A 14,646-nucleotide genomic window follows, 5' to 3' on the forward strand; every position below is an offset into this window, starting at 1 on the left:
GGCGGCAAAGCCGGCGGCCTGGAGCCGCTTCGTCACGGCCTGGGCGAGAGCCGTCGTCGGATTGACGCGAACCCGCGGGAAGGGGCCGAAACCCGTGACCAGAATATCCGGGCGGGCCTGTCTCATCGGCTCACAGCCCCAGAGCCCGGGCGATGTCATCGGCCGCCAGCGTCGGCGCCAGTGTCCCCGCGGCCACAGCCGCCTCGAGCGCTGGCGTCGCGGCCTTCAGCGCGGGGTCGTCGCGCAGCTTGGCCCTGAGACGGTCCTCGACCATGGCCCACATCCATTTCACATCCTGCCGGTGACGCTTATCGGCGATCAGACCCTTCGCCTCATGGCGGGCGCGGTGATCCTCGACCTTCGCCCAGAGCGTGTCGAGCCCGTCTCCGGTCAGGCCCGAGATCGTCACCACAGGCGTCGACCAGAGTGGAGACGAGGGCGCCAGAATGTGCAGCGCGGCCTGGTACTGCGCCGCAGCCGCCCGTGCGGTGGTCGCACCGGCACCGTCCGCCTTGTTGACCGCGATCATATCCGCGAGTTCGATGATGCCCTTCTTGATGCCCTGCAACTCGTCGCCGGCATTGGGCAGCATCAGCACCAGGAAGAAATCGGTGAGTTCGGCCACGGCCGTCTCGGATTGCCCGACGCCGACGGTCTCGACCAGGATGACGTCGAAACCCGCCGCCTCGCAGAGCAGCATGGTCTCGCGTGTCCGCGCCGCGACGCCGCCCAGCGTGCCCGACGAGGGCGAGGGGCGGATATAGGCAGCCGGATCGACGGCCAGCCTCGCCATGCGCGTCTTGTCCCCGAGGATCGAGCCGCCGGTACGGGTCGATGAAGGGTCGACGGCCAGCACGGCGACCTTGTGTCCGCGTTGGGTGAGAAAGCTGCCGAGCGCGTCGATCGTCGTGGATTTGCCGACGCCCGGCACGCCGGTGATTCCGACCCGAACGGCACGCCCGGTCCGCGGCAGGAGCGCTTGGATCAGTTCGCTCGCCTGCCGCCGGTGATCGGGCCGGCGCGATTCGACCAGCGTGATCGCCCGCGCCAGCGCCGCCCTGTCGCCAGCGAGCACGCCGGCGACCAGTGCGGTGACAGGAGCGGGAGGATCGGCCATAAGCTCCCCTAGCAAGGCCGAGGGTCCAGCGACAAGGTTTCGCCCGTCGGCTCTGCTTTCATCGCGAGGTGCGCGGTCGTCTCGACCGCGCATCGCGCATCAGGAGATATAGTCAGCCGATGATGACGACGCGCGCGGTGATGCGGCTTCGGATTCTGGCGTGGGCGGTCCTTGTGCCGCTGGCGCTGGGCGCCTGCGGAACCCCGCGCGTGCTCCAGATCAACCCCGCCGCCAGCGCCGCCGCCGATATCGCCGGCAAGGTGGAAATGTTCGTCGCGACGACGCGCGAGGCCTCGTCCGAGCCTGTCTACTTCAATGGCGAGCGCGGCCCGCGGCTGGCCTTCGCGCGTCTCGATTTCACGGTCCCGCGCATCCACAAGCCCGGTGAGCTCGAACTGCCGGATTCGGGGCCGAGCGATCCGGCCAAGCATTTCGCCGTGACGAACGTGCAGCGGCTCGACCTTGCGCCCATCGTCGCCGATGTCCGCCGCGAAATCCTGAAGCGGCCTGCTTCACAGCGTGACGTGCTGGTCTTCGTGCACGGGTTCAATACGAACTTCGCCGACGCCGCCTATCGCTTTGCCCAGATCGTCCATGATTCGGGGTTCAAGGGCGTGCCGGTGCTGTTCACCTGGCCGTCGCGGGGGCAGTTGCTGGCCTATCCCTATGATCGCGAGAGCGCCTATTATTCGCGCGATTTCCTCGAGCTCAACCTGCGGGCGATCGCGCGCGATCTCGGCACGACGCGCATGGATATCCTGGCGCATTCGATGGGCACGTTGCTGACGCTGGAGGCCGTGAGGCAGGCTTCGATCCGGGGCGACGGCACCTTCGGCGGCAAGCTGCGCGACGTCATCCTGGCGGCACCCGACGTCGATCTCGACGTCTTCAAGACGCAGATGCGCGAGATCAAGCGGCCCGTCACCGTCTTCGTCTCGGCCGACGACCGGGCGCTGGACTTCTCGCGGCGTTTCGCAGGCGACAAGACGCGGCTGGGCGCCGTCTCCGCCAAGGACACGGAGATCATCGCCGATCTCGAGAAGCTCGGCGCGCGCATCATCGATCTGTCGGCGGAATCGTCGGGCGATCCGCTGAACCACAGCAAATTCGCCTCCTCGCCGAAGGTCGTGCAGATGATCGGTCAGCGCCTGAAGGCCGATGGCGGCATCGCCACCGCCGGGCCGGGACTTGGCGACCGGGTCGGCGACATCGCGGGTGGCGTCGCGGGAACTGTCGGATCGACCGTGGGACTGGTCGTGACGGCGCCGGCGGCCATCATCTCGGGTGGCCGCTGAGCCACGGTCGGCGTCTAACCGCTGGTGATGGAGTGCATCGCCGCATTCTGGCCGCGTTAGCCTGTCGTTAAGGGGGCACTGGCCAACTCGGCCCCCTCATCATCGACTGGATGCCCGACACGATGCTTGGTTTGCGGCACGCATATTCTTGCCGTCGGGCGGCGCTCGCCGCCCTGCTCGCACTCGCGCTCTCGGCCTGCGCCCAGAGCGAAGTCGCCGTCTCGCCGTTCTCCGAGCCGACCCGTGCCGATGCCTCGGCGCTGGGCAAGGAGCCCGAACTGCTGGTGGTGACGACCCGCAAGCCGGTCGGCCCGCGCCAGCCCTTCTTCGGCTCGGACCGCGGCTCGCTGACCTTCGCGGAAGCGCGTCTCGCACCGCCCGCCGACGGGATTTCCGGCCGCGTCTCATCCGCCGTCAGCGGCGACTGGGCGGTTCTCGGCCTCGAAAGCCAGACCTCCGCCGATGCCGGCCGCGCCTTTGCCCAGGCCGCGACCGGCCGCGACGTGCTGCTCTACGTGCATGGCTACAACGAGACCTTCGAATCCGCGGCGCGAAGCGCCGGCCAGCTCTCGCATTCGCTCGAATTCCAAGGCCGCACTGCGATCTTCTCCTGGCCATCGGGCGGCAAGCTCTTTGACTACGCCTACGACCGCGAAAGCGCGCTCTGGTCGCGCGACGGCTTCGTCAAGGCGTTGCAGGCCCTCGTCGCCAACCCCACGGTCGGCCGCATTCACATCGTCGCGCATTCGATGGGCACCTTCCTGACGCTGGAAGGCCTTCGCGAGTTGCGCGATTCCGCCGACGTCTATTCCCGCATCGGATCCGTCGTCCTGGCCTCGCCCGACATCGATATCGACGCCTTCGAGCAGACGGTCGGCAAGCTCGGCCCGCTCGCCCGCCGCATGACGCTGATCATCGACCCGGGCGACCGGGCACTGGCGATCTCTGCCCGCATCGCCGGCGGCGTCGCGCGCGCCGGAGCGGCCGACCGCGCCCGCCTGGAGGCGCTGGGCGTCCGCGTCGCCGACACCTCCGGCCGGGGCTGGAGCATGCTGCGGCACGACCTCTTCCTGTCCGACAGCGAAGTCACGCAGGTCGTGCGCCGGGCGATGGATCGCGGCAAGGGCGCCTGAACGCCTTGCCCGGTCGGGCCGTCCGGCGCAAACTCCGCGCCGGGGAGGCGTGGAGCGATGTCGACGGTCGGCCGGGCTTTGGTGGCGATGCTCCTGCTGGTCTGCGCGCCGCGATTCGCGGCAGCCCATGACCTCACGCCCTTCCAGGAGGCGGGGCGCAGCCATGCGATCCACGAGGACGTCTCCCCCGACGGCATCGAGCCGATCAATGTCGAGACCTATGTGCCGGCGGCCTGTACGGCGAAGCCCTGTCCGCTGCTGATCGCGATCCATGGCCTCGAGCGCAATGCCGAGAACGCCCGCGACAACTGGGTCGAGGCGGCCGAGCGCCATGGCCTGCTGATCGCCGCCCCGCATTTCGACAGGGAGCGCTTCCCAACGCGGCTGTTCCAGCAGGGCGGCGTACGCGACGAGACGGACCCAGCCCGATGGCTCTATGCGAGCGTCGAGCGCTTCTTCGATCGCGCTTTGGCCAGCGGCCGTGTCGCGGGATCGAGCTATGTTCTGTTCGGGCATTCCGCGGGGGCCCAGTTCGTCCACCGCATGGCGCTGCTGATGCCGGCGGCGCGGTACTTGACCGCCATCAGCGCCAATGCCGGCTACTACACCCTGCCTCTACGGGCTGAGGCTGGCGGCTTCGCCTATCCCTTTTCACTGGTCGGCACGCCGGCGACCGATGCCTCGCTGTCGGCGGCCCTTGCGAAGCCTCTTCTGGTGATGCTGGGCGAGCGGGACGACGACCCCGCCCATCCGCAACTGAACCACAGCCGGGGCGCCGAGGCGCAAGGCCCGAATCGGCTGGCGCGCGGGCAGCGTTTCATGACGGTGGCGGCCGCCGAGGCGGCTCGGCTGAACGTGGACATCCGCTGGCGTGAGATCGTCGTGCCCGGCGTCGGCCATGATTCGCGGCGGATGGCTTCAGCCGCGGCGGAGGCGCTCTTCGCGGGGCGCTAGCGGCTCACAGCGGCGGCAGGCCGATGCGCTTCTTCACCGTCGCCAGCGCGAAGTTCGACTCGACCGACTGGATGCATTTCAGCCGTGTCATCTTCTGCTTCAGGAAGCGCTCATAGCCCTCGATGCCGTCCGTCAGCACCCGCAGGAGATAATCCTGGCTGCCGGTCATCAGGTAGCATTCGGTGACCTCGTTCCAGCCTTCGACCGCCTTTTCGAATTCGGCAATGTGCTCCTGGGTCTGCTGCGAGAGGCGCACCGAGACGAAGACGCTGAAGGGCAGGCCATAGGCCTTGGGATCGACGGTCGCCGAATAGCCCTGGATCACGCCGCTCTCTTCGAGACGCTTGAGGCGCCGCAGGCAGGGCGTGGGCGACAGGCCGATCTTCTCCGAAAGATCCTGGTTGGTGATGCGGCCATCCTCCTGCAGGACGGCCAGCATCCGCCTGTCGACGCTATCGAGCATGATCTGCTTCCCTGTCTCTTAAAAATGGAGGAAAATCGCTGATTGTGATCGTTAGCGAGCTGGAAGTGTCCAAGCAATCGCCACGAGCCGCGTCTAAGATGACATCAGGCGTATTCCGCCACGCAGTCCTATCCCAGCGAGGCCATCATGAGCGACGACAGCTATCACAAGGACCGGATCGCCAATCGCAAGCTGCATCCCGAGACGCTGATGATGGGCTTCGGCTACTCGCCGGCCATGTCGGAGGGCTCGCTGAAGCCGCCGATCTTTCTGACCTCGACCTTCGTCTTTGCGAACGCGCAGCAGGGCAAGGATTTCTTCGACTTCACCTCCGGACGCCGGCAGCCCAAGCCGGGCGAGAAGCCCGGACTGGTCTATTCGCGCTTCAACCACCCGAACATGGAGATCCTCGAGGATCGCCTGGCGATCTGGGACGAGGCGGAGAAATGCGCCGTCTTCGCCAGCGGCATGGCCGCGATCGCCACGACCTGCTTCGCCTTCCTGCGGCCCGGTGACACCATCATTCACTCCCGTCCGCTATATGGCGGCACCGAGACCCTGCTGAAGAACCAGATGGGCGCGTTCGGCGTCACCGCCTTCGGCTTCACCGACGGGCTCGACATCGCGCAGATGCGCGAGACGGCCAAGGCCGCCGCCGCCAAGGGGCGCGTCGGCATGATCCTGGTCGAGACGCCGGCCAACCCGACCAACGGGCTGGTCGATCTCGCCGCCTGCAAGCTGATCGCCGACGAGCTCGAAGCCTCGCAGGGCCATCGCCCGCCGGTCGTCGTCGACAACACGATGCTGGGGCCCAAATATCAGAAGCCGCTGAAGCAGGGCGCCGATCTTTCGCTGCTCTCGCTGACGAAATATGTCGGCGGCCATTCCGACCTCGTCGGCGGCTCGATCAGCGGTTCGGAGGCGCTGGTGCGGCAGGTGAAGAGCTGGCGCGGTTCGCTCGGCACGCAACTCGACCCCAACTCCTGCTGGATGCTGATGCGCTCGCTGGAGACTCTCGACATCCGCATGAGCCGGGCCAACGAGAACGCCAAGCTGGTCGCGGAGTACCTTGCCGCGCATCCGAAGATCGCGAAGGTGCATTATCTCGGTGCGCTTGCGGCCGACGATCCCCGCAAGGCGGTCTTCGACCGGCAATGCACCGCCGCCGGCTCGACCTTCGCCTTTGATGTCGTTGGCGGGGAGAAGGAGGCCTTCGCGCTGCTCGACAACCTCCAGATCATGAAGCTCGCGGTCTCGCTCGGCGGCACCGAGACGCTGGTCTCGCATCCGGCCGCGATGACGCATTCCGGCGTCGCCCGGGAGCTTCGCGAGGAGATCGGGCTCACTGACGCGCTGATCCGCATCTCGGTGGGCATCGAGAACATCGAGGATTTGATCTCGGATCTGGCGCAGGCGTTGGAGGCGGTGTGAGGGCGAAATACGTCATGCTCGGGCGAAGACCCGAGCATCTCTCGCACGTTCTTTCCTGCATGAGATTCTCGGGTCTGCGCTTCGCTACGCCCGAGAATGACGCTTTATCCTAAACCCCGACCCGCCCCCAGCCCGGAAGCTTCAGGGCCGGGCTGCGCAGGTCGAAGCCGGCCACCAGCCCGAGCAGGTTGATCTCGACGCCCTCGACCCAGCCGATGGTGAAGCCGGCGAGTCCGTAGAGCGACGCCTGGATGCCGGTGCGGCTCGGCGTCAGCCCGGCGAACAGCCCGTCCTCGCGGAAATCCTTGCCGATCGCGGTCGGCGGCAGGGCCCGAGCGAGTTCCGGCACCTCGGCCATCACATGCTGGACGAAGCTGTTGCTGTTGGGGCCGGGCCAGGCCTGGTAGCTGCCCGGCGTGACATAGGCATAGCTCTTCACGGCTTCGCGGATCCGCGGGATCAGCCGCTCAGCCGCCTCGCCGCGAATTTCGGCCACCGGCTCCGGCAGGTTGCCATACCAGCGCCCGTCGGCCTCGCGATGATTGACGCGTACCGGCGTGCCCCAGCCGACGACGTCGAAGCGCGTATAGGCGCTGGCGCCGGCCTCTTTCACCACCACCCAGGAGTGATGCGCGAAGACGCCGCGCCAGCGGCCGACCCGGGCCGCGAAGACATGGACGGTCGCCTCCGGCTCGGTGGATGCCGCGGGCAGGAGCTTTGCGCTCGACCAGTCGGCCCGGCGCCAGTCTTCGGCCATCCCCTGCATCGACCACCAGGCAGCATGGGTCGCCAGTGGCACGATGAACACGAGCAGGAACAGGAGAGGAAGGAGGCGGGCAGCGCGCATGACGCCAATATGTGGCAGCCCTATTGCATCGCAAGGTCGATCGACGCAGTGCAAGATCACAACGGCTTGAGACGTGGCGCCAAGCTGCTAGCTTCTGCGCCGTCCGTCCGGAGGGGAATCGAACGCATCATGATGGCTGGTCGCTGGTTCAAGGGAATCGTCTCGGGTCTCGCGCTGGGCCTGTCGCTGACTGTTGCGGAGCAGGCTGCCGCCCAGAACAAGGAATTGCGCGTCTACAATTGGTCCGACTATGTCGACCCCGAGGTTCTCGACGCCTTCAAGAAGGAGACTGGGATCACGGTCGTCTACGATACCTTCGACCAGATGGAGACGGTCGAGACCAAGCTGCTCGCCGGCAAGACCGGCTATGACCTGATCGTGGTCACCGCCTCCTTCCTGCCGCGACACATCCCGCTCGGCCTCTATGCGCCGATCGACCCCGCCAAGGTGCCCAATTTGAAGAACGCCTGGCCCGAAATTCAGGGGCGGCTGGCCAAATACGACCCCGGCAACAGGCACGCCGTGAACTACATGTGGGGCACGACCGGGATCGGCTACAATGTCGCCAAGATCAGGGAACGGCTCGGCACTGATGCGGTGATCGACAGCTGGAAGATCCTGTTCGATCCCGAGCATCTCAAGAAGCTCTCGAACTGCGGCGTGCATGTGCTGGACGCGGTCGAGGAGATGTTTCCCGCCGCGTTGCGCTATCTCGGCCTCAACCCGGATTCCAAGGCCGAAGCGGACCTGAACAAGGCCGGCGAGCTCTTGCGCAAGATCCGCCCGCACATCCAGAAGTTCCACTCTTCCGAGTACATCAACGCGCTCGCCAACGGCGATATCTGCCTCGCCGTCGGCTATTCCGGCGACGTCCTCCAAGCCAAGAAGCGCGCGGAAGAGGCCAAGAACAAGGTCGAGATCGCCTATTCCATCCCCAAGGAAGGCGCGCTGATGTGGTTCGATTCCTTCGTGATTCCGAAGGATGCGACCAATCCGGACGCCGCGCTCGCCTTCGTCGATTTCGTCAACCGCCCCGCGATGGCGGCGAAGAACTCCGACTTCATCCAGTATGCGAATGGCAACATCGCTTCCAAGCCGCTGCTCTCGGCGGCCGTGCGCGACAATCCCGGCATCTATCCGCCGGATGCGGTCATGGCGCGGCTCTACACGATCACGCCTTACGACCAGAAGTCGCAGCGGCTGGTGAACCGGCTCTGGACCCGGGTGAAGACAGGCAAGTGACGGCGCGGGCGTGAACGTGCAGAAGGGGCGCGGCGCGGCCGCCATGCGCAAGGCATCGCCCGGCAGCGTGCGCCGCGCCTTCCAGCCCTGGAACGACCCCGCCGCGCAGCCGCTCGTCGAATTCCGCGGGGTGACCAAGCGCTTCGGCGGCGTCACCGCCGTCGCGGATGTTTCGCTGTCTCTCTACCCGCGCGAGTTCTTCGCCCTGCTCGGCCCGTCCGGCTGCGGCAAGACCACGCTGATGCGGATGCTGGCGGGCTTCGAGACGCCGGACGAAGGGCAAATCCTGCTCGACGGCGTCGAGATCACCACCGTCCCGCCGCATCTGCGGCCGGTCAACATGATGTTCCAGTCCTATGCGCTGTTCCCCCATCTCAGCGTCGCCGACAACATCGGCTACGGCCTGAAGCGCGAGGGGCTGCCGCGGGTCGAGATCGACCGGCGCGTGGCTGAGATGCTGGCGCTGGTCAAGCTGGACGGGCTGGGCAAGCGTCGCCCAGACCAGTTGTCGGGCGGGCAGCGCCAGCGTGTCGCGCTCGCCCGCGCGCTCGCCAAGCGCCCGAAGCTCCTGCTGCTCGACGAGCCGATGGCGGCGCTCGACCGCAAGCTGCGCGAGGCCACCCAGTTCGAGCTGATGGACATCCAGAGCGAGCTCGGGACCGCCTTCATGGTCGTCACCCACGACCAGGACGAGGCCATGACGATGGCCGACCGCATGGCCGTGATGGACCATGGCCGGCTCGTCCAGATCGGCCCGCCCGACGTGATTTATGAGGCGCCGGTCAACCGCCACGTCGCGGAATTCGTCGGCGACATCAACATCATCGAGGGCCGCGTCGAAGCGATCGACGGCGATCTCGTCAGCGTGACGACGCCGCTGGCGGGGCGCGTCGAGCTCAACGAGGAGGCGCCGGCCCTGTCGCCGGGCGCGCCGGTCCTCGTCGGGCTGCGGCCGGAGAAGATCGTGCTGAGCCATGACGAGCCGGCCCAGGGCTCCAACAAGGTCCGCGGCGAGATCTGGGATATCGGCTATCTCGGCGACATGACCATGGTTCAGGTCATGGTCGGCGGTGACGACGGCCAGCTCCTGAAGGTCTCCCTGACAAACCGCTCGCGCCGGATCGAGCGCCCCTTCGCCTGGGAGGATACGGTCTGGCTGAGCTGGGATGTCGAGGCCGGGCTGGTGTTGAAGCCGTGAGCGGGCCGGTCTCGCCCGTGAAGGCACCCGCCCGCCTCATCGTGGCCGTGCCCTATCTCTGGCTGGGGCTCTTCTTTCTCGCGCCCTTCGCCATGGTGCTGCGCATCGCGCTGTCGGATGCTGCGACGGCACTGCCGCCCTATGCCCCGCATTTCGAGGGCTTCGCGGCCCTGCGCGACTTCCTGGCGGGGCTCGATCTCGAAAATTTCGGGCTGATCTGGGTGGATCCGCTCTACTGGCAGAGCTATCTCCTCTCGCTGCGCATCGCGGCGCTGACCACGCTGATCGCGCTCGCGATCGGCTATCCGCTGGCCTATGCGATGGCGAGCGCCCCGGCGCGCTGGCGCGCCATCCTGCTCGTGCTGGTGATCCTGCCGTTCTGGACCTCCTTCCTGATCCGCGTCTATGCCTGGATCGGCATCCTGCGGCCCGAGGGGCTGCTCGACATGGCACTGGCGGCGCTCGGCCTGAGCGATCAGCCGCTGCGCCTGCTGAACACCGAGACCGCGGTCCTGATCGGCATGGTCTATTCCTACCTGCCCTTCATGGTGCTGCCGCTCTATGCGACGCTGGAGAAGCTCGATCGCAGCCTGCTGGAGGCCGCCGCCGATCTCGGCGCGACGCCGCTCAGGGCCTTCCTGACGGTGACCTTGCCGCTCTCGCTGCCGGGCATCCTCGCCGGCTCGGCACTGGTCTTCATCCCTGCCATCGGCGAGTTCGTCATTCCCGATCTCCTCGGCGGGCCGGACACGACAATGATCGGCAAGGTTTTGTGGACGGAGTTCTTCTCCAACCGCGACTGGCCGCTGGCCTCGGCGGTGGCGGTCGTGCTGCTGGTGGTGCTGGTCCTGCCGCTGGCGCTGCTGCAGCGCGCGCGTGTGCGGGCAGGCGAGGGGGGAGGCGCGGCATGACCCGGCTCGGCCCCGGCCTCATCCTCGCCCTCGTTGCAGGCTTTGCCTTTCTCTATCTGCCGATCCTGGCGCTGATCGCCTATTCCTTCAACGCCTCGCGGCTCGTCACGGTCTGGGGCGGGTTCTCGACGCATTGGTACGGGACGCTGCTCTCCAACGAGGCGCTCTTGTCGGCCGCCTGGCTCAGCCTGCGCCTCGCCTTCGTCTCGGCCACGCTCGCCACCGCGCTGGGGACGCTCGCGGCGCTGGCGCTGGCACGGCAGGGCCGCTTCCGCGGGCGCCTGCTCTTCACCGGCATGGCGCTGGCGCCGCTGGTGATGCCGGAGGTGATCACCGGCCTCTCCCTGTTGCTGCTCTTCGTGGCGGCGGATGTGGAGCGCGGCTTCTGGACGGTGACGATCGCCCACGCGACCTTCGGCCTCGGCTTCGCCTGCATCGTCGTGCAGGCGCGCCTCGTCGGTTTCGACCGCTCGCTCGAGGAGGCCGCGCGCGATCTCGGTGCCACGCCGCTGGTGACCTTCTGGACGGTGACCTTACCCTTGATCGCGCCTGCAGTGGCGGCGGCCTGGCTGCTCGCCTTCACCCTGTCGCTGGACGACCTCGTGATCGCGAGCTTCACCACCGGGCCGGGCGCCACGACCCTGCCGATGAGGCTCTATTCGGCGGTCCGGCTCGGCGTCTCGCCCGAGATCAACGCCGCCTGCACCATCCTGATCGGCTTCGTCGCCACAGTCGTGATCGCGGCCTCGCTGCTGCTGAAGCGGCGCCAGGCTCTGGCGGGCTGACGACCACGACCTGGCTGCCTCGGACACGGATTCGGCTAAACGGCGGGTGAACGGCGGCCTCAAACGCCGTTCAGACGCGATCCGCCATGGTCATTGTCAAGGCGAGGGGATGGCCCAAGCCTGCAATAGGACAAGGATCATGGCCCGCAGATTCGTCGTTACCGCGCTGGCCGGGCTCGCTCTCGGCGCTGCCGTGTTCACTGCGGGCAGCATCGCGGCGCCCGCCTCGGCCGAGGCCTTCGGAGGCCGCTACGAGGAGGGTTGGGGTCCGCCCCGGCATGGCTGGCGGCCGCCGCCGCCCGTCTTCCACGGCTACTGGGGCCGGCGCCGCTGGCAGCATCCCGATGCCTACGGCTTCCGCCCACCGCCACCCCGCTACGGCTACGGCTATGGTCACGGCTGGCGCTAGTGTCGCGCGGCGACATTCGTGATCATGGGACAGGCGCGGCCCGCCGGCCGCGCCTGTCCGCTATTCGGCGGCCGTGCGCTGGACATAGCCCAGCCGGTCGTTGAGGTCCTCGAGCAGCTTCTCGGCCGCATCGGCGATGACCGTGCCGGGCGGGAAGATCGCCGAGGCCCCCGCTTCGATCAGCGCATCGAAATCCTGCGGCGGGATCACACCGCCGACGACGATCATGATGTCGGGCCGCCCGGCCTTGGCGAGCGCCGCCTTGAGCTCGGGCACGAGCGTCAGATGGCCGGCCGCCAGCGACGACACGCCGATGATGTGGACGTCGTTCTCGACGCCCTGCCGGGCCGCCTCGTCGGGCGTCGCGAAGAGCGGGCCGATGTCGACGTCGAAGCCGAGATCGGCGAAGGCCGAGGCGATGACCTTCTGGCCGCGGTCATGCCCGTCCTGCCCCATCTTGGCGACGAGGATGCGCGGGCGGCGGCCATCGGCCTCCTCGAAAGCCTGCGTCATCATCTGCACGCGCGTGACCGCAGGGTTCATCGTGCCGACCTCCCGCTTGTAGACGCCCGAGATCGACTTGATCTCGGCCCGGTGCCGCCCGAACACCTGCTCCATCGCCATGGAAATCTCGCCGACCGTCGCCTTGGCGCGGGCCGCTTTCACCGCGAGGTCGAGCAGATTGGCCTGGCCCTTCGCCCCCTCGGTTAGGGCGGCGAGCGCGGCCTTGACCTCGGCCTCGTTGCGCTCCGCCTTGAGGCGCTTCAGCTTCTCGAGCTGCTGCGCGCGCACCGAGGCGTTGTCGACCTTGAGCACGTCGATCGAGGCTTCGTTCTCCGGCTTGAAGCAGTTCACGCCGATGATCGCCTGCAGCCCGCCATCGATGCGCGCCTGCGTCTTGGCGGCAGCCTCCTCGATGCGCAGCTTCGGGATGCCGGCCTCGATCGCCTTGGCCATGCCGCCGAGCGCCTCGACTTCCCTGATATGACCCCACGCCTTCGTCGCGAGTTCGGCCGTCAGCCGCTCGACATAATAGGAGCCGCCCCAGGGATCGATGATCCGGGTCGTGCCGCTCTCCTGCTGCAGCAGGATCTGCGTGTTGCGGGCGATGCGGGCGGAAAAGTCCGTCGGCAGTGCCAAGGCCTCGTCGAGCGCGTTGGTGTGCAGCGACTGGGTATGGCCTTGCGTTGCCGCCATCGCCTCGATCATCGTGCGCGGCACGTTGTTGAAGACGTCCTGCGCCGTCAGCGACCATCCGGACGTCTGGCAATGGGTGCGCAGCGGCAGCGACTTCTCGCTCTGCGCGCCGAAATCCTTGACGAGCTTGGCCCAGATCAGCCGGCCGGCGCGCAGCTTGGCGACCTCCATGAAGAAGTTCATGCCGATCGCCCAGAAGAAGGACAGGCGCGGAGCGAAGGCATCGACCCCTAAGCCCGCTCGCTGGCCGGCGCGAATGTATTCGACGCCGTCGGCGAGCGTATAGGCGAGCTCGAGGTCCTGCGTCGCCCCGGCCTCCTGCATGTGATAGCCGGAAATCGAGATCGAGTTGAACTTCGGCATGTTCTCCGAAGTGTAGGCGAAGATGTCGCCGATGATCCGCATCGAGGGGCCGGGCGGGTAGATATAGGTGTTGCGGACCATGAACTCCTTGAGGATGTCGTTCTGGATGGTCCCCGAGAGCTTGGCGGCCGGCACGCCCTGTTCTTCGGCCGCGACGATGTAGAGCGCCAGCACCGGCAGCACTGCGCCGTTCATCGTCATCGAGACGCTCATCTGGTCGAGCGGGATGCCGGAGAACAGGGTTCGCATGTCGTAGATCGAATCGATCGCAACGCCGGCCATGCCGACATCGCCGCCGACGCGCGGATGGTCCGAATCATAGCCGCGATGCGTCGCCAGATCGAAGGCGACCGAGAGCCCCTTCTGGCCGGCGGCGAGATTGCGCCGGTAGAAGGCGTTGGAATCCTCGGCCGTGGAGAAACCGGCATATTGCCGGATCGTCCAGGGTTGGTTGACATACATGGTTGGGTAGGGACCGCGCAGATAGGGCGCGATGCCCGGGAGCGTGTCGACGAAGGGCAGGCCGTCGCGATCCTCCGGACCGTAGGCCGGCTTGACCGGGATGCCCTCGGGCGTCAGCCAGGCCTCGCCGGCCGGCAGTGCGGCGGAGGCGGGCTCAGCGCCGTCGGCAAAGTCCAGCATCGTGAAATCCGGGATGGCTGTCATGGCTGTCTCCCGTCCTGACGATCCCACCAGTGGTGGAAATGATGCACCGGCCCGTGTCCATGGCCAACCGGAACCTCGTCGGCCGCCGCGATCGCCGCCGAGATATAGGTCTTCGCCTGGCCGACGGCTTCCGGCAGCGAGAGCCCCTTCGCCAGCCCAGAAGCGATGGCCGATGACAGGGTGCAGCCCGTGCCATGGGTGTTGCGGGTGGTGAGGCGCGGCGCTGCGAAGCGCTGGCGGCTGCCGCCCGCGAGCAGGAGCAGATCGCAGCTGCTGTCGCCGCCGCCATGCCCGCCCTTGATCAGGACATTGGCGGCGCCGAGCGCGGCCAACGCATCCGCCTGCCGCTCGACCGCGTCCTCGGTTTCCGCCTCGCTGGTGCCGAGCAGGGCGGCGGCTTCCGGCAGGTTCGGCGTGATCACCGTTGCCAGCGGGAAGAGATGGCGGTGGATGGCGGCGACGGCCTCGTTTTCCAAGAGCCGCGCGCCCGAGGCCGCGACCATCACCGGGTCGAGCACGATGTTGCGCGCCTTGTGGCGCTTCAGCCCCTCGGCCACGGTCTCGATCAGTTCGGCCGTCGCCAGCATGCCGATCTTCACCGCCGCGACATCGAGATCCTCGAAGACGGCGTCGAT

General features: G+C 67.4%; 14 protein-coding genes. 9 read left to right on the forward strand and 5 right to left on the reverse strand.

Features of this window, described 5'->3' with window-relative positions; all coding sequences use genetic code 11:
- Positions 1–130: 130 nt before the first annotated feature.
- Entirely contained in the window at positions 131–1,117 is a 987-nt protein-coding gene (gene meaB, locus Q8M82_RS01975) for a methylmalonyl Co-A mutase-associated GTPase MeaB (protein ID WP_305689701.1), read from the reverse strand.
- Between the two features lie 119 nt (positions 1,118–1,236).
- On the opposite strand from meaB, the gene Q8M82_RS01980 reads away from it, so the two are divergent.
- The 3 genes from Q8M82_RS01980 (at position 1,237) to Q8M82_RS01990 (ending at position 4,499) form a co-directional block, all read left to right on the forward strand.
- A complete protein-coding gene (locus Q8M82_RS01980) occupies positions 1,237–2,412 on the forward strand; it encodes an alpha/beta hydrolase (protein WP_305689702.1) in 1,176 nt (391 codons plus the stop codon).
- A 122-nt stretch (positions 2,413–2,534) separates the two neighbouring features.
- The gene (locus Q8M82_RS01985; RefSeq protein ID WP_371126201.1) at positions 2,535–3,545 is read left to right on the forward strand and encodes an alpha/beta hydrolase; all 1,011 of its coding nucleotides are present in this window, start codon (positions 2,535–2,537) and stop codon (positions 3,543–3,545) included.
- A gap of 57 nt (positions 3,546–3,602) precedes the next feature.
- Positions 3,603–4,499, forward strand: a complete 897-nt coding sequence (locus Q8M82_RS01990; protein WP_305689704.1) for an alpha/beta hydrolase family protein — start codon at positions 3,603–3,605, stop codon at positions 4,497–4,499.
- A 4-nt stretch (positions 4,500–4,503) separates the two neighbouring features.
- Here the strand turns inward: Q8M82_RS01990 and Q8M82_RS01995 are convergent, their stop codons facing one another.
- The gene (locus tag Q8M82_RS01995; protein WP_305689705.1) at positions 4,504–4,962 is read right to left on the reverse strand and encodes an Lrp/AsnC family transcriptional regulator; all 459 of its coding nucleotides are present in this window, start codon (positions 4,960–4,962) and stop codon (positions 4,504–4,506) included.
- A 147-nt stretch (positions 4,963–5,109) separates the two neighbouring features.
- Here Q8M82_RS01995 and Q8M82_RS02000 point away from each other — a divergent pair, with 147 nt between their 5' ends.
- On the forward strand, positions 5,110–6,393 hold the full coding sequence (locus tag Q8M82_RS02000) for a cystathionine gamma-synthase family protein (protein ID WP_305689706.1): 1,284 nt from the start codon (positions 5,110–5,112) through the stop codon (positions 6,391–6,393).
- Positions 6,394–6,502: 109 nt separating this feature from the next.
- Here the strand turns inward: Q8M82_RS02000 and Q8M82_RS02005 are convergent, their stop codons facing one another.
- On the reverse strand, positions 6,503–7,240 hold the full coding sequence (locus tag Q8M82_RS02005; RefSeq protein WP_305689707.1) for a DUF3750 domain-containing protein: 738 nt from the start codon (positions 7,238–7,240) through the stop codon (positions 6,503–6,505).
- Positions 7,241–7,369: 129 nt separating this feature from the next.
- On the opposite strand from Q8M82_RS02005, the gene Q8M82_RS02010 reads away from it, so the two are divergent.
- The 5 genes from Q8M82_RS02010 to Q8M82_RS02030 all read left to right on the forward strand — a co-directional run bounded on the left by Q8M82_RS02010 (position 7,370) and on the right by Q8M82_RS02030 (position 11,785).
- The gene (locus Q8M82_RS02010) at positions 7,370–8,482 is read left to right on the forward strand and encodes a polyamine ABC transporter substrate-binding protein (protein ID WP_305689708.1); all 1,113 of its coding nucleotides are present in this window, start codon (positions 7,370–7,372) and stop codon (positions 8,480–8,482) included.
- A gap of 43 nt (positions 8,483–8,525) precedes the next feature.
- Positions 8,526–9,680, forward strand: a complete 1,155-nt coding sequence (locus Q8M82_RS02015) for an ABC transporter ATP-binding protein (RefSeq protein WP_305689714.1) — start codon at positions 8,526–8,528, stop codon at positions 9,678–9,680.
- Positions 9,681–9,697: 17 nt separating this feature from the next.
- Positions 9,698–10,591: an ABC transporter permease gene (locus tag Q8M82_RS02020; protein ID WP_305689709.1), complete on the forward strand. Its 894-nt coding sequence runs from the start codon at positions 9,698–9,700 to the stop codon at positions 10,589–10,591.
- Positions 10,588–11,376, forward strand: a complete 789-nt coding sequence (locus Q8M82_RS02025) for an ABC transporter permease (protein WP_305689710.1) — start codon at positions 10,588–10,590, stop codon at positions 11,374–11,376. Before Q8M82_RS02020 ends, Q8M82_RS02025 begins: the two co-directional genes overlap by 4 nt.
- Before the next feature lie 139 nt (positions 11,377–11,515).
- Positions 11,516–11,785, forward strand: a complete 270-nt coding sequence (locus Q8M82_RS02030) for a hypothetical protein (protein ID WP_305689711.1) — start codon at positions 11,516–11,518, stop codon at positions 11,783–11,785.
- 60 nt (positions 11,786–11,845) lie between these two features.
- Here Q8M82_RS02030 and scpA read toward each other — a convergent pair whose 3' ends face one another.
- Together scpA and thiD are read right to left on the reverse strand one after the other, a co-directional pair.
- Complete coding sequence (scpA, locus tag Q8M82_RS02035) at positions 11,846–14,011, reverse strand: methylmalonyl-CoA mutase (protein WP_305689712.1); 2,166 nt, start codon at positions 14,009–14,011, stop codon at positions 11,846–11,848.
- Positions 14,008–14,646: bifunctional hydroxymethylpyrimidine kinase/phosphomethylpyrimidine kinase (thiD, locus tag Q8M82_RS02040; RefSeq protein WP_305689713.1), on the reverse strand; the 639-nt coding region annotated here is incomplete at its 5' end. The genes scpA and thiD, both read right to left, overlap by 4 nt.

The sequence above is a fragment of the Allobosea sp. genome, from assembly GCF_030694325.1.
Taxonomy (GTDB): domain Bacteria; phylum Pseudomonadota; class Alphaproteobacteria; order Rhizobiales; family Beijerinckiaceae; genus Allobosea.

Excerpts from the sequence above, each read along its gene's own strand:
- meaB (WP_305689701.1), bottom strand. The coding sequence starts at position 1,117 with ATGGCCGATCCTCCCGCTCCTGTCACCGCACTGGTCGCCGGCGTGCTC.
- Q8M82_RS01980 (WP_305689702.1), top strand. The coding sequence starts at position 1,237 with ATGATGACGACGCGCGCGGTGATGCGGCTTCGGATTCTGGCGTGGGCG.
- Q8M82_RS01985 (WP_371126201.1), top strand. The coding sequence starts at position 2,535 with ATGCTTGGTTTGCGGCACGCATATTCTTGCCGTCGGGCGGCGCTCGCC.
- Q8M82_RS01990 (WP_305689704.1), top strand. The coding sequence starts at position 3,603 with ATGTCGACGGTCGGCCGGGCTTTGGTGGCGATGCTCCTGCTGGTCTGC.
- Q8M82_RS01995 (WP_305689705.1), bottom strand. The coding sequence starts at position 4,962 with ATGCTCGATAGCGTCGACAGGCGGATGCTGGCCGTCCTGCAGGAGGAT.
- Q8M82_RS02000 (WP_305689706.1), top strand. The coding sequence starts at position 5,110 with ATGAGCGACGACAGCTATCACAAGGACCGGATCGCCAATCGCAAGCTG.
- Q8M82_RS02005 (WP_305689707.1), bottom strand. The coding sequence starts at position 7,240 with ATGCGCGCTGCCCGCCTCCTTCCTCTCCTGTTCCTGCTCGTGTTCATC.
- Q8M82_RS02010 (WP_305689708.1), top strand. The coding sequence starts at position 7,370 with ATGATGGCTGGTCGCTGGTTCAAGGGAATCGTCTCGGGTCTCGCGCTG.
- Q8M82_RS02015 (WP_305689714.1), top strand. The coding sequence starts at position 8,526 with ATGCGCAAGGCATCGCCCGGCAGCGTGCGCCGCGCCTTCCAGCCCTGG.
- Q8M82_RS02025 (WP_305689710.1), top strand. The coding sequence starts at position 10,588 with ATGACCCGGCTCGGCCCCGGCCTCATCCTCGCCCTCGTTGCAGGCTTT.
- Q8M82_RS02030 (WP_305689711.1), top strand. The coding sequence starts at position 11,516 with ATGGCCCGCAGATTCGTCGTTACCGCGCTGGCCGGGCTCGCTCTCGGC.
- scpA (WP_305689712.1), bottom strand. The coding sequence starts at position 14,011 with ATGACAGCCATCCCGGATTTCACGATGCTGGACTTTGCCGACGGCGCT.